Raw genomic sequence first — 13,302 nt, 5'->3', positions numbered from 1 at the left:
CATGACCACCATCGACACCCACGGCACCACTTCCCGCCCCGACCGGGCGCGGCTGCGCGTCGCAGTGGTGGACGACAACGAGATCATCCGGGTCGGGCTGCGCAACATGCTCGAGGTCGACGCCTGCCTGGAGGTGGTCGGCGAGGCCGGCGACGGCCGCGCCGCTATCGACCTCATCCGCCGCGAACGGCCCGACGTCGCACTGGTCGACGTGCGCATGCCGTTAGCGGACGGGATCAGCGTCGCCCAGGACGTCCACGATGTCACCCAGGTGCTGATGCTCACCTACTCCGACGCACCCGACGTCGTGCGCGGCGCACTGACCGCCGGCGCCCGCGGCTACCTGGTCCACGGCGCGTTCTCACCGACCGAACTCTCGGCGGCCATCCGATCGGTCGCGCAGGGCGGCTCGGTCCTGTCCCAGGCCGCGATCGACGCCGTGCACAGCGCACTCACCGAGTCCGCACCCACTCCCGACGCGAGGCGGCACGACATCTACGGCCTCAGCAGGCGCGAACTGGAGATCATGGACCTCATCGCCGCCGGACTGGCCAACAGTGAGATCGCCGGCGAGCTCTTCCTGGCCGAGAAGACGGTCAAGAACCACGTCAACCACATCTTCGCCAAACTCGGTGTCACCACTCGCTCCGCCGCAGTGTCCTTGTGGCTGACCTGACAATCCGTTCCGTTGTGTGCGTCGGGTGCAGATGGGCCCGGGAATGGGCCTGCAGGCCCTGCCCATGAATCCCGGATCCGCCTAATGTTTTCCTCATCAGGAAAACACATCCCCGAGGGGGGACGGGAAAATTCTTCCCGACGAATCGCTCAATGAATTGTTCAAGGAGAAGACCATGACTCGTGCACTCATCGCAACTCGCGTCCGGCTCGTCAAGGCGTTCGAGGACCGCGCCGAAAAGGGCCAGGGAACCCTGGAGTATGTCGGGATGATCGCCCTGGCAGCACTCTTGGTCATGGCGATCGTCGGGGCATTCGGCAACGGCAAGACGCTCGCCACCAAGGTGACCGGCGCGATCAGCGACATCACCGGCATCGGCGGCTGAACACCGGCCACCGCACATAAGAATTGGCCGCCTCCATCAAGGAGGCGGCCATTATTCTCGCCATTTCACGAACGTTCGTATGTCGCGTTCAGTTCATTTTTGTGCCGACGTGCTTCGCAGGGATCCGCAAATGGTCTCGACCTGTAAGGGCCCGACCAACGATGGTGGCGCCTTCGCCGTGACCGAGACGAATTGCCCGGCGGCGGTGCTGCCCATCAGCACGAACGTCTGCACACCGGGCGACACGTTGTGGTCGGTGTAGGCGAATTGGTAGGCGGCCCGCAGCCCGGGCCACGCCACCTTGACCATCCGCAGATCCTTGACGTGCTCGACATCGAGCAACTGCCCACGGAACGCCTTCGCTTCCTGCTCCGCCGACTTGGTGTCCTCGCCGTGTGACCAGGTGATGCCGATGGCGACCCGCTGACCGCCCTCGCGACGGGTGGAGGCGTAGGTGACGGTCGTGGACCTGCTCTGCCGGACCTGATCGCCCTGCTGCTCGAATGTCGACGGCATGGCGATCGAGACCGGCCCCCGGATGACTCGGCCGGCGCCACTGGGCCCGTCCGACGCCGGGAAGATCGGGTTTCCTGCGCTGGTCGCCGACGGCGGCAGCGCGGTGGAGGGTGTGGCCGGGGAACCGGACCCGCCGGACGTGCCGCCGCACCCCGCGGCCAGCACCAGCGTTCCCACCACGGCAGTGGTCACCGGCAGCCGTCTCATGATCCCACCCGCACATCGGTCAGGTCGTGGAAGCCGGGAAGGGTGACGTTGACCGACGTCGTGCCGGCGGGCAACGCGGGAAGGACGGCATACAGGACGGCGCCGTCGGCGTTGACCGAGTCGGGCAGGTCACTGCACGCGCACGCGTTGTCCTGCCCGTCGTGTCCCGACACCGGCACGTAGGTGTAGGGATGCAGCGTGTGCTTGGTCTTCGGATCGACGACCCCGAGCTGCCGTGTGTCGAACAACGGCGGCCGCGCCAGCTGGAACGACTTGGTGTCCGCGGTTGCGGATGTGGCGCTCTTCAGCCGCCAGGTGACCCGGGTCGCGTCCGCCGAGGCCTTCACCTGCAGCACCTCTGCGATCACCGCAGAGGACCCGGTGCTCGTCTGCAAGGTGCCCTTGCTCGAGGCGAGCACCGGTAACTTGTCGCTGGAGCCCATCACCTTCGCGATCGCCGCGTCGGCCGCGGACGATCCCTGGGCCGAAGCGCCGGAGGATCCGCCGGACGGTTCTGCCGATGCGCGGGTCGAGCGGGGGGTTCCGGAGGATGAGGAGTGCACCGGCGGCGAGTCGTCGCTGCAGCCGGCGACAGCGATGGTCAACAGCGCCGCGGCGGCGCACGAGGCGAAGCGGGTGGCGGTGATCGATGCGCCGGTCATCGCCGGCCTCCCGTCGTGAAGGTGACGGTGACCCTCCGGTTGAGCTTGCGCCCGTCCGCTGTCGCGTTGTCGGCCACCGGTTCGTTCTCGCCCTTGCCGGAGGAGGTGAAGGTCAGCTCGGGCTGGTGCACCAGCTTCTGCAAGGCCTGCTGGACCGCACGCGCTCGCTGCTCCGACAGGGTCTGGTTGAACGACTCGCTGCCGGTGCTGTCGGTGTAGCCGACGACCGACACGTTGCCGGTGCCCTTCTCGGACAGCTGTGCCGCGACCTTGTGCAGCGTGCCCTGGGCCTGCGGTGTCAGGTCGGCCTTCCCGTAGGCGAAGAGGACATCGGTGTCCACCGAGATCGCGGTGCGGTCCGCCGTCCGTTTGGTCGCCGTGTCCCGGTCGGCGACATTGCTGACCAGCGGCCGGATCGACTGCTGTGCATCGGCTCGCTTGATCGTTGCTGCGTCGGGCAGCTGAGGCCATCCCTTGCCGAGCATCACCGGCGACGCCGCCGTCGCGGGCGCGGGCAACGTGTCGGTAACCGGCACGTCGACGACGAGGTTGCCGTAGCCGAACTGCACGGTGACGCTGGTGAGGTCCTGCGGCAGCGGTGGCAGGAGCGCCCAACCGACCTCGGGTGCGGTCGTCCCCGCATAGTCGGTGACGTCGGATTGGTTGCTGCACAAGCATTTGCGGTCGTCGGTGGCCAACGGAAGGTAGTACTTCAGGTCCTTGGTGTCGACCACCGCGACCGACCATGCCGCGCCGATCTGGTAGGGCGTGCCGATGCCCTTGCCGGGCATGACGGCGCCCGGTTTGGCGCCCTTGCCGCCGATCGAGTAGTAGACCGCCGTGCCGCCGGGCACGCGGACGACGGCGTGGATGGCGCCGTGCACGACTTCCTCGGACGGATCGTTGTAGCTGCTGTAGACGAACGTGCCCGCGACGGGTATGTCGCCGGATCCGTCGTCCGCCGCGGAGGCGGGCACGGCCGCGGCACCGGCCAGGAGTACGGCGGCGGACGCGATGACGGCTCCTCCTCGGGCTCGCACACTGAAAGACACGACGGGTTCCTTTCTCCGTGGGCAGTCTTGCCGGGACGGGATGTTCGGCGGTCGATGCAGTCGGGTCGGCACAGCTCAAGCCACCAATCGGGCCTTCAAGATATTGCGCAGCGCCTGCGGATCGTGCAGCACGAGCTGGTCGTGCCGCAGGTCGTAGTCGATCGTCATACCTGCGCAGACGAGCTGCACGGGCTCCGGCGGGACGGTGCTGGTCGGGGTCGGCGGCTCCGGACGGCCGGCCGTGGATGTCGGTGCGGGCGTCGGTGTGGGTCGTGTTGCCGGCGACGGGTCCGACGTCGGCAGCCCGGCGAAGTGGCAGGCACTCCAGATCACTCCGGTGCGGGCGACGGCCCGCGCCTTCGAGTGCTGCCCGCCGGACAATGCCGCGATGGATGCCACGTCGACCGCCGCCCGGTCGGACCGCCAGTCGTAGCAGTAACTGGTCACCCGGGATCCGTTGTCCGTCGCGAGCCTGCGGGCCTCGGACTCCCCCAGCCCGCAGGAGAAGGTCTGCGGCTCGAACGGTCCGACCGGCAGCGTCGCCAGATCCTCGACGACGTGGTCGATGACGGTGCCTGCTCCCGCCAGAGCTGCGGCGTCGGCAGCGTTCTGCGTGGCGGACTTCTGGTTGACGGCGGAGCCGATCGGCAGCATCACCCAGAACGTCACGGCGACCAGTGCCAGCACGGAGCAGATGATCAGGCCGGTGGCCACCTGACCGCTCTCGTCCTTCGCTCCACGACATACGACGCGCATGGCACGGCTCATCCGGCACACCTCCTCTCGACCATGGACGTCCGCGCTTGGACGCAGCGGGGGGCCGATCAGATCCCGGTGATCTTGCTCAGGGCTCCACCGACGACGTCGGCGAGGCTGGTGCCCTTGCCGAACGCGGCGACGATCGCCAGCACGAGCAGCGCCGCGAGGGCGATCATGCCGACATACTCCAGGCTGCCCTGGCCGCGTTCGTCCCTGGTCCGGACGGAACGCCACGGCGCGACGCAACGTCTGATCATCGAGAGGCTCCTGTCCCGGTCGGCGGAGGAGGCGTATGGAGGTTCGACGCTACCGACCGGCGTAGATCTGTCCCAGGGTCCACGGGCCCAGTGGTGCCACGCGACCGAGAGGAGTAGCAAACGACCGAGAGGAGCAGCGAATCCAGTGGATTCGCTACTCCTCTCGGTCAGTCGGTGCTCCGCTCGATCAGGCGAGTTCCTTCAGGATCTCGCGCATCAGCTCGGCGGTCTCGGACGGCGTCTTGCCGACCTTCACCCCGGCGGCCTCCAGGGCCTCCTTCTTCGCCGCGGCGGTGCCGGACGACCCGGAGACGATGGCGCCCGCGTGGCCCATGGTCTTGCCCTCAGGGGCGGTGAAGCCCGCGACATACCCGACGACGGGCTTGGTCACGTGCTCCTTGATGTATGCCGCAGCGCGCTCCTCGGCGTCGCCGCCGATCTCACCGATCATCACGATCGCCTTGGTGTCCGGGTCGGCCTCGAACGCCTCGAGTGCGTCGATGTGCGTGGTGCCGATGACCGGATCGCCGCCGATGCCGATCGCCGTGGTGAAGCCGAAGTCACGCAGCTCGTACATCATCTGGTAGGTCAGCGTGCCCGACTTGGACACCAGGCCGATCGGGCCCTTGCCCGCGATGGTGTGCGGGGTGATGCCGGCCAGCGACTCCTCCGGGGTGATGATGCCGGGGCAGTTCGGGCCGATGATGCGGGTCTTCTTGCCGATGGAGTAGTTGTAGAACTCGGCACTGTCTTTGACCGGGATGCCCTCGGTGATGACGACCAGCAGCGGGATCTCGGCGTCGATGGCCTCGATCGCGGCGTCTTTGGCGAACTTCGGCGGCACGAACGCGACCGACACGTTGGCGCCGGTGGCCTCCATGGCCTCCTTCACGGTGCCGTAGACGGGCAGCTGCTGGCCGCCGATCTCGGCGGTGGTGCCGGCCTTGCGGGCGTTGACGCCACCGACGATGTTGGAGCCGGCCTCGAGCATGAGCGCCGTGTGCTTGGAGCCCATGCCTCCGGTCATGCCCTGGACGATGATCTTGCTGTCAGCATCCAAAAAGATTGCCATTGCTTGCTTTTCCTTAAGTTCGTATGCCGTCAGCGGTCACTTGGAGGCGAGCTCGGCGGCTCGGGCCGCGGCGCCGTCCATGGTGTCGACCTGGGTCACCAGCGGGTGGTCCAGCTCGTCGAGGATCGCCCGGCCCTTGTCGACGTTGTTGCCGTCGAGGCGCACGACCAGCGGCTTCGTGGCGTTGTCGCCGAGGATCTCCAGGGCGCCCTTGATGCCGTTGGCGACCTCGTCACACGCGGTGATGCCACCGAAGACGTTGACGAAGACCGACTTCACCTGCTCGTCGCCGAGGATGACGTCCAGGCCGTCGGCCATCACCTGGGCGTTGGCGCCACCGCCGATGTCCAGGAAGTTGGCGGGCTTGACGTCATACTGCTCACCGGCGTAGGCGACCACGTCGAGGGTGGACATGACCAGGCCCGCGCCGTTGCCGATGATGCCGACCTGACCGTCGAGCTTGACGTAGTTGAGGCCCTTCTCCTTGGCCTTGGCCTCGAGCGGGTCCGCGGCGCCTTTGTCCTCCAGCGCCTCGTGGTCCGGGTGACGGAAGTCGGCGTTGGCGTCGAGGGTGACCTTGCCGTCCAGTGCCACGATGTCTCCCGCGCCGGTCTGCACCAGCGGGTTGACCTCGACCAGGGTGGCGTCCTCCTCGCGGTAGACGTCCCACAGCTTCTCCAGCACCGGGGCGATCTTGGCACCGAGCTCGGCATCGAATCCGGCGGTCTCGACGATCTCCTGCGCCTTGGCCGCGTCGATGCCCACATTGGGGTCGACGGCGACGCGGGCGAGGGCCTCGGGGCGCTCGACGGCCAGCTGCTCGATCTCCATGCCGCCCTCCTTGCTGCACATCGCAAGGTAGCTGCGGTTGGCCCGGTCGAGCAGGACGGAGAAGTAGTACTCCTCCTTGATGTCCGCACCCTGGGCGATCATCACCGTGCCTACGGTGTGGCCCTTGATGTCCATGCCGAGGATCTCGCTGGCGCGATCCCGCGCTTCCTCCGGCGACTTGGCGACCTTCACGCCGCCGGCCTTGCCTCGGCCACCGGTCTTGACCTGCGCCTTGACCACGGTCACGCCACCGGAGGTAGCCCCGATCTCGGCAGCAGCCTGCTCGGCCTGCTCCGGCGTCGTGGCGGTCTTGCCGGCGAGCACCGGCACGCCGTGCGCCTCGAACATGTCGCGCGCCTGATATTCGAAAAGATCCACGCGGAATCCGTCCTCGTCCCGGGAGTCGACCCCGCGGACCGGCCGGTCGCCGTATGGCGGCGAGCGCGGTACGAGGCAGGCCCCCTCATTGATTCGTGATGAACTTCTGAAGGGATGAAGGTCGCCGTGACGGCCGCTGGACGGCGTGTCCGGGACCTCGTTGTCCAGGTCGGATGCTAGTAGCCCGGCGGCCACCCGCACAGGTGGGGCCCAGGGATACCGGCCGGTACGTGACTGATCTCACGCGATACGGTCCCCTCTGGCCCAGCGCTCACCACCTCGTCTCGGAGATCCGGGCGTCAGGTGAGGCGGCGGGTGATCGGGACGCGGCCTCGCGTGGCGATGGCAGCCAGAGCCGCTGCCGCAGCGACGGCGGCGCGCCCAGAGACGCGAATGTCGCACTGTCCGCGTGGGATTCGGCATTCGACATCGCGGTGGAGGTCAACGTCGCCACCAGCACGAGTAGCCCGAAGACGCCGCCGATGAGCACGAACACCCAGAATCCGGCGGTGTCGTACCCCCGCTCGACATACAGGAAGGCACCGTCACCGAGCCGTTCGTCGATGGCCTGTTGCGCGGCGGCGACGCGGCCCGGGATCAGTGCGGCCGGTCCGACGGATCCCGGTCGACCCTCGACCCACCGCGGCAGTACGCAACTTCTAGGATGGTGCGGGTGCGCGCCCTCCGCCCCGACACCTCCCGAACGCAGATCGATGACCACCGACCGATGTCCACTGACCGATGAACACTGACCGATGAGCAGGTACGAGGGCCGGCACCGCCTGAAGCAGGGCCGGGCACGTGGTCGTCACCGCGCGGCGTCCGTTCGCGGCCGGAGACTGCGCCGGGTGGGCCTGCCCACCGGGGTCGCCCTCGCAGCGACCGTCGGCGGCGTCGTGGTCTCGGGCATCGCGCCGATGCCGTTCGGCGGCCGGAGCCTGGCCATGGACCGCGGGCTGTACGACGCGAGCGCGGCAACGATCACCACGAGAGCCGTACAGCCGTCACCCGTCGTGACCCCTCAGCGGTCACTGCCCGGGGCGGCGTCACGGGACCGTGCGCCCGCCCGACCGGACACGAAGGGTGCGTCGGCAGCGGCGACCACCGCGACCGCGGCGAACAGCAAGACCGTGTTCGAGACGTCGGCTGATGTCTGGACCTGCGCGGTCGCCGGCTGCGCCGGACCGATGGTGTCCGGCTTCGGCGCGCGCGTATCCCCCGGCGGGATAGGTTCGACCTACCACCGGGGCGACGACTTCGCGGTCGCCTGGGGCACTGCGCTGCGCTCGATGCACACCGGCACCGTCGTGTCGACCGGCTGGGTCTCGGGCCTCGGCATCCATGTGACGATCGATTACGGCGGCGGCATCCAGAGCGTCTACGGGCACATGTCCCGCGTCGAGGTCGTGCCCGGTCAGCGGGTCTCGCGCGGACAACTGGTCGGGCGCTCGGGCAGCACCGGGATCTCGACCGGTCCCCACTTGCACCTGGAGATCCATCTGGACGGCGTGGCGGTGAACCCGACTCCCTGGCTCAGAGCGCACGGGATCTACTGAGCGCCTCCACCGTGCCGGCCGAAGGACGGACAAACAGCATCAGCTCTGACACGCAGACGAGGAACGAGCCGAAGACGAGGAATGAGTCTGCGGGTCAAAGCTTCTCGACCGGCGCGTAGCGCAAGAGCAGCCGCTTCACCCCGGTGTCGCCACCGAAGTCGATGTGCGCCATCGCCCGGTCGCCTTGGCCCTCGACGCGGATGACCGAACCGAGCCCGAACGTGTCATGGGTGACCTTGTCGCCCGCGTCGAGGGAGATGATCGGCCGGTTGCCGGGGCTGCGGACGCCCGGCTTCGCGGCGAGCCGCGCGACGGCCGGCGTCGAGGAGGGACGCGTCGCTGTGGTGGTGACCCGCTGCCAGTCGACCAGTCCGGACGGGATCTCGTCGAGGAATCGTGACGGCGGGTTGTACTGCGGCGCACCCCAGGCGGAGCGCACCTCGGCACGTGACAGGTGCAGGCGCTCCCGCGCGCGGGTGATGCCGACATACGCCAGCCGGCGCTCCTCTTCCAGCTCCTTGGGGTCGCCGAGTGCCCGCAGGTGCGGGAACGTGCCGTCTTCCATGCCGGTCAGGAACACGACCGGGAACTCCAGTCCCTTGGCCGTGTGCAACGTCATCAGCGTGACGACTCCGGCGTCCTCGCCGTCCTCGTCCGGGATCTCGTCGGTGTCCGCGACGAGCGACACCTGCTCGAGGAAGTCCTCCAGCGATCCGCCCGGGTAGTTGTCGTCGAATTCCTTTGCCACTGCGATCAGTTCGGCGAGATTCTCCACGCGGGTCTCGTCCTGCGGGTCGGGGCTGCGACGCAACTCCGACAGATAGCCGGTCTGATCCAGAATTGCCTCCAACAGCTCCCCCACGCCGGTGTCCTCGGATTCGTGCACCGTGCGCAGCGACTCCAACAAGGCGGTGAAGGCGTTGATGCAGGTGACGGACCTGGTGGCGATGCCCGGTGCGTCTCCCGCGCGGCCGAGAGCTGCGATGAACGGGATGCGTTCGCGTTCGGCCAATGCCGAGACACACGCCTCGGCCCGGTCGCCGATGCCGCGCTTGGGCACGTTGAGGATGCGGCGCAGGTTGACCGTGTCAGCCGGGTTGGACACCACTCGCAGGTAGGCGAGCGCGTCCTTGACCTCACGCCGCTCGTAGAACCGCGTGCCACCGACGACCTTGTACGGAAGCCCGACCCGGACGAAGACTTCTTCCAGCGCACGCGATTGGGCGTTGGTGCGGTAGAAGACGGCCACGTCCTTGGGCTTGACTCCGTGCTCGTCGCCGAGCTGGTCGATGCTGCGGGCGACGAAGGCGGCCTCGTCATGCTCGGAGTCCCCGACATACCCGATGATCTGCGCGCCCGCACCCGACTCCGACCAGAGGTTCTTGGGGCGGCGCCCTTCGTTCTTGGCGATGACGGCGTTGGCCGCCTGCAGGATGTTCTGGGTGGATCGGTAGTTCTGCTCCAGCAGGATGGTGTGCGCGTCGGGGTAGTCCTGCTCGAACTCCACGATGTTGCGGATGGTGGCGCCCCGGAAGGCGTAGATGGACTGGTCCGCGTCGCCCACCACGCACAGCTCGGCCGGCGGGACCTGACCCAGAGCGGCGTCCGAGACCTCGTGCCCGACAAGCTCCTTCACCAACGCGTACTGAGCGTGGTTGGTGTCCTGGTATTCGTCGACCAGCACGTGCCGGAAGCGCCGCCGGTAGTGCTCGGCGACGTCCGGGAAGGCCCGCATGATGTTGACCGTGGTCATGATCAGGTCGTCGAAGTCGAGCGCGTTCGCCTGCCGCAGCCGACGTTGGTATGACGAGTAGGCCTCGGCCAGCGTCCGCTCCTGATGTGTGCCCTCGACGACCTGCGAGGCGTAGGTCTCCTCGTCGATCAGTTCGTTCTTGAGGTTGCTGACCTGATGACTGAACGACCGCGGCGGGAAGCGCTTGGAATCGAGGTCCAGGTCCCGCATCACCAGCGCCATCATCCGCTGGCTGTCCGCGGCGTCGTAGATGGAGAACGTCGACTTGAGCCCGACCTTGGTGGCTTCCCGACGCAGGATCCGCACGCAGGCGGAGTGGAAGGTGGAGACCCACATCGAGCGGGCCACCGGACCGACCAGGGCCTCGACGCGCTCGCGCATCTCGGCCGCAGCCTTGTTGGTGAAGGTGATCGCCAGGATCTGTCCGGGCTGCACGTGACGTGCGGCCATCAGGTGGGCGATGCGGTGCGTCAGCACCCGGGTCTTGCCGGAGCCTGCGCCGGCGACGATGAGCAAGGGCGGGCCCTCGTGCAGCACCGCCTCGCGCTGCTGCGGATTGAGGCCGGCGACGAGACTCTCCGGATCCGCCATCGACGGGCCGGCCGGTTTGTCGGCGGCGCGCGGAGCCTCCTTGCCGAGGCTCGCCCACGTCGGCACTCCTCGCTCGTCGACATCGGTGGGCTGCTTGGTGCGCTGCTTGGTGGGCTGCTTGGTGGGCACTGTCGCGGAGGCAGCGTCGGAAGGGAGGCCGGGCAGGGGGAGGTCGTCGAAAAGGCTGCTCATCTCGGGGTCAGCCTAGACAACGGCACCGACGGGTGCTGTCTGCGCTCGGCCGTGCTCCACCCACCTCGCCCGGCTCTGACACCGAGCGCTCATCGAGCCTCGGGACATGCGGGAACCGGTTGCGCCTGCGGGCACGCCGTCGCGGCGCGCCGGGCACCTCGCACCGCCAGCAGCGCCGCGGCCGCGACGAGGGCGACATCCAGGACGCCGTACCCGATCAGCGCGGGCCGCAGGCCCCAGTCCTGGGCCGCGAGGCCGGCGACCACGGCCGGCACGCTGAACGCCGTGTAGCCCAGCACGTAGGTCGCCGCGAAGGTCTGGGCGCGCTTGTCCGCGGGGGTCACTGCGGCGATGGCGGCGACCGCGGCCTGGAAGGTGACGCCGAACCCGACACCGGCCACGGCCGACCCGATGACGTATACCGCGCTGGAAGTCAGCAGCACGCCCGCGATGGTGAGCACCACTCCCCCGCCCAGCGAGCACAGTCCGAGCGGGCGGCGCGCGGTTTGCGGCACGAGGTGGATCACCAGCAGCACCAGCCCTGCCGGCGCGAAGAAGGTTGCCAGCACCAGGCCGACGACGAAGTGGTCACCGACGCCGAACAGTCGCGAGACCGCGGACGAGCCGAGCGAGAGGTAGAGGCCACCCAGTGCCCAGGTGGCCGCGAGCGCGGGCGCCCAGGCGACGAACGTCGAGCGTGCCTCGACCGCGACTCCGACGCTCGGCCGCAATGCTCGTGCGAGCGTGCGACGGCCGGCCCGTGGCCGCGCATCCTCCGGCGCAAGCAGCGCGACGAGGGCCAGGAGCACGTAGCAGCCGAACATGACCCAGAAGACCAGCTCCCGGGGCCAGGGCGCGTGCTGCACCAGGGCACCGGCCAATGCCGCACCGAGCGCGAGCCCGAAGCCCGGTGCGCCGCCGGTCACGATGGAGCCGGTGTGCGAGCTGGGCTGCAGGTCCAGGATCAGTGCGCTGACCGCGCCGGTGATGGCCCCGGTGGCGACGCCCTGGATGATTCGCGCGAGCAGCAGCGCGCCCACGCCACCGGCGTTCGCGAAGATCACCATGGCGACCGCGAGCAACAGCAGCCCGCCGACGAGCATCGGCCGCCGGCCGACGTGATCCGCCATCGAGCCGATGGTGAGCAAGGTGCCGAGCAGGGCCACGACATACACGGCGAAGATCACGGTGAGCGTGAAAGACGAGAAACCCCAGAGCTGTTGGTAGACCGGGTAGAGCGGCGACGGTGCTGCGGCGCCGGCCATCAGTCCGAGCAGCGCCAGGCCGGCGACGACGAAGCCGACAGGGCGCGACAAGCGGTACGACATACGAACCTCGCTAATTGCAATGGTCATTGCTTTAGTCGCAGACAGTACGCCTCCGGTGACACTAATGCCAAGCGCACTGCAATAATGGCAGGTATGTCGACGGCGTCCAAACACCAGTCCACGCCCGTGAAGCGCCGCCCCGGCGGCCGAAGCGCCCGCGTGCAGGACGCCGTTTACAGCGCCGTCGGCAAGCTGATGGCAACACAGCGCCCCGATCAGATCACCATTCCGATGGTCGCCGAACTCGCCGGCGTCAATCCGACGAGCGTCTATCGCCGCTGGGGCGACATTGATGCCCTGCTCGAGGAGGTCGCCGTCGCGGCGTTCACCCGCGAGGACGAGGTCCTGCCCGACACCGGGTCGCTGGAGGGCGACCTGCGCGAGTGGGCGCGGGTCATCACCGACGACATCGTCCGGCCACGCCGCACCCGCTACTTGCGCGCCATGGTCAACGCGCGCGACGGGGTGCTCCTGGACGCGTGCCCGTGCTGGACGGCGCGCCGGGAGCAACTCGCCGAGATGATCAGCCGCGCGACGGCCCGCGGCGAGAGCACGCCCTCGGTCGAGCAGGTGCTCAACCACGTCATCGCGCCGATCTACCACCACGTCGTGTTCGCGCTCCCCGCCGACGCCGCGTATGCCGAGGGTCTGGTCAGCGACGTCATGTCGATGCGTTCGAGGAACGCCTGAGGCGCCTTGCTCGTGGCTGTCGTCGAGGACGTCCTGGCGCTGGGCAACGACCTGGAGCGCTCCTACCCGGTCCACGTGCGCGGCAGGTTGAAGTTCCGGGTCGGTCAGATCGTGTATGTCGCCTTCTCCCCGGACGAGACCGTGATGGGCTTCGGCTTCCCCAAGGAGGAGCGGGCCGACCTGGTCGCGAGTGAGCCCGAGAAGTTCGAACTGCCGTCGACGTCCGATCTGCGATTCAACTGGGTCCACGCCCGGCTCGCGTCGCTGGACCCGGTCGAGGCCCGGGAGCTGGTCGTCGACGCCTGGCGGATGGTGGTGCCCCAGAAGCTCTCGCGCGCCTACGACCTCACCCACCCCGGCGGCCCGGGCTGAGCTCTCACTGCCGGAAACCCGGTGG

At 68.5% G+C, this 13,302-nt stretch carries 16 protein-coding genes; 6 read left to right on the top strand and 10 right to left on the bottom strand.

The window, feature by feature from the left end:
- Position 1: 1 nt before the first annotated feature.
- Both ACYVBN_RS17500 and ACYVBN_RS17495 read left to right on the top strand, forming a co-directional pair.
- Positions 2 to 676 (top strand): transcriptional regulator, encoded by a 675-nt coding sequence (locus ACYVBN_RS17500; protein ID WP_460601625.1) that lies wholly within the window; start codon positions 2 to 4, stop codon positions 674 to 676.
- A gap of 175 nt (positions 677 to 851) precedes the next feature.
- Positions 852 to 1,061 carry a hypothetical protein gene (locus ACYVBN_RS17495; protein WP_460601624.1) on the top strand — a complete coding sequence of 70 codons (210 nt, stop codon included), beginning with the start codon at positions 852 to 854 and terminating at the stop codon, positions 1,059 to 1,061.
- A 93-nt stretch (positions 1,062 to 1,154) separates the two neighbouring features.
- On the opposite strand, the gene ACYVBN_RS17490 is transcribed toward ACYVBN_RS17495, so the two are convergent.
- Entirely contained in the window at positions 1,155 to 1,784 is a 630-nt protein-coding gene (locus ACYVBN_RS17490) for a hypothetical protein (RefSeq protein ID WP_460601623.1), read from the bottom strand.
- Positions 1,781 to 2,203 carry a hypothetical protein gene (locus tag ACYVBN_RS17485; protein WP_460601622.1) on the bottom strand — a complete coding sequence of 141 codons (423 nt, stop codon included), beginning with the start codon at positions 2,201 to 2,203 and terminating at the stop codon, positions 1,781 to 1,783. The genes ACYVBN_RS17490 and ACYVBN_RS17485 overlap by 4 nt, the downstream gene beginning before the upstream one ends.
- On the opposite strand from ACYVBN_RS17485, the gene ACYVBN_RS17480 reads away from it, so the two are divergent.
- Positions 2,187 to 2,465, top strand: coding sequence for a hypothetical protein (locus tag ACYVBN_RS17480; protein WP_460601621.1), 279 nt, complete (start codon positions 2,187 to 2,189; stop codon positions 2,463 to 2,465). The two genes, ACYVBN_RS17485 and ACYVBN_RS17480, sit on opposite strands and share 17 nt — an antisense overlap.
- On the opposite strand, the gene ACYVBN_RS17475 is transcribed toward ACYVBN_RS17480, so the two are convergent.
- The 6 genes from ACYVBN_RS17475 to ACYVBN_RS17450 form a co-directional block, all read right to left on the bottom strand.
- Entirely contained in the window at positions 2,443 to 3,498 is a 1,056-nt protein-coding gene (locus ACYVBN_RS17475; RefSeq protein ID WP_460601620.1) for an OmpA family protein, read from the bottom strand. The two genes, ACYVBN_RS17480 and ACYVBN_RS17475, sit on opposite strands and share 23 nt — an antisense overlap.
- A 75-nt stretch (positions 3,499 to 3,573) precedes the next feature.
- Positions 3,574 to 4,266 carry a pilus assembly protein TadG-related protein gene (locus ACYVBN_RS17470; protein ID WP_460601619.1) on the bottom strand — a complete coding sequence of 231 codons (693 nt, stop codon included), beginning with the start codon at positions 4,264 to 4,266 and terminating at the stop codon, positions 3,574 to 3,576.
- A gap of 56 nt (positions 4,267 to 4,322) precedes the next feature.
- On the bottom strand, positions 4,323 to 4,514 hold the full coding sequence (locus ACYVBN_RS17465) for a hypothetical protein (RefSeq protein ID WP_440283996.1): 192 nt from the start codon (positions 4,512 to 4,514) through the stop codon (positions 4,323 to 4,325).
- A gap of 187 nt (positions 4,515 to 4,701) precedes the next feature.
- A complete protein-coding gene (gene sucD / locus ACYVBN_RS17460; protein WP_440283997.1) occupies positions 4,702 to 5,586 on the bottom strand; it encodes a succinate--CoA ligase subunit alpha in 885 nt (294 codons plus the stop codon).
- A 36-nt stretch (positions 5,587 to 5,622) separates the two neighbouring features.
- Positions 5,623 to 6,795 carry a succinate--CoA ligase subunit beta gene (gene sucC, locus ACYVBN_RS17455; RefSeq protein WP_460601618.1) on the bottom strand — a complete coding sequence of 391 codons (1,173 nt, stop codon included), beginning with the start codon at positions 6,793 to 6,795 and terminating at the stop codon, positions 5,623 to 5,625.
- A 271-nt stretch (positions 6,796 to 7,066) separates the two neighbouring features.
- Positions 7,067 to 7,516 carry a hypothetical protein gene (locus ACYVBN_RS17450; protein ID WP_460601617.1) on the bottom strand — a complete coding sequence of 150 codons (450 nt, stop codon included), beginning with the start codon at positions 7,514 to 7,516 and terminating at the stop codon, positions 7,067 to 7,069.
- A 127-nt stretch (positions 7,517 to 7,643) separates the two neighbouring features.
- On the opposite strand from ACYVBN_RS17450, the gene ACYVBN_RS17445 reads away from it, so the two are divergent.
- Positions 7,644 to 8,351, top strand: a complete 708-nt coding sequence (locus ACYVBN_RS17445) for a M23 family metallopeptidase (RefSeq protein WP_460601616.1) — start codon at positions 7,644 to 7,646, stop codon at positions 8,349 to 8,351.
- 94 nt (positions 8,352 to 8,445) lie between these two features.
- Here ACYVBN_RS17445 and pcrA read toward each other — a convergent pair whose 3' ends face one another.
- A complete protein-coding gene (pcrA, locus tag ACYVBN_RS17440; protein WP_460601615.1) occupies positions 8,446 to 10,887 on the bottom strand; it encodes an ATP-dependent DNA helicase in 2,442 nt (813 codons plus the stop codon).
- An 89-nt stretch (positions 10,888 to 10,976) separates the two neighbouring features.
- The gene (locus tag ACYVBN_RS17435; protein WP_460601614.1) at positions 10,977 to 12,215 is read right to left on the bottom strand and encodes an MFS transporter; all 1,239 of its coding nucleotides are present in this window, start codon (positions 12,213 to 12,215) and stop codon (positions 10,977 to 10,979) included.
- A 93-nt stretch (positions 12,216 to 12,308) separates the two neighbouring features.
- On the opposite strand from ACYVBN_RS17435, the gene ACYVBN_RS17430 reads away from it, so the two are divergent.
- Together ACYVBN_RS17430 and ACYVBN_RS17425 are read left to right on the top strand one after the other, a co-directional pair.
- Positions 12,309 to 12,905 carry a TetR/AcrR family transcriptional regulator gene (locus ACYVBN_RS17430; protein ID WP_460601613.1) on the top strand — a complete coding sequence of 199 codons (597 nt, stop codon included), beginning with the start codon at positions 12,309 to 12,311 and terminating at the stop codon, positions 12,903 to 12,905.
- Positions 12,906 to 12,917: 12 nt separating this feature from the next.
- Positions 12,918 to 13,277 carry an MmcQ/YjbR family DNA-binding protein gene (locus ACYVBN_RS17425; RefSeq protein WP_460601612.1) on the top strand — a complete coding sequence of 120 codons (360 nt, stop codon included), beginning with the start codon at positions 12,918 to 12,920 and terminating at the stop codon, positions 13,275 to 13,277.
- The last annotated feature ends 25 nt before the right edge of the window (positions 13,278 to 13,302 follow it).

The sequence above is a fragment of the Flexivirga lutea genome (assembly GCF_054778955.1).
This window is presented reverse-complemented; position numbering and strand designations above follow the sequence as displayed.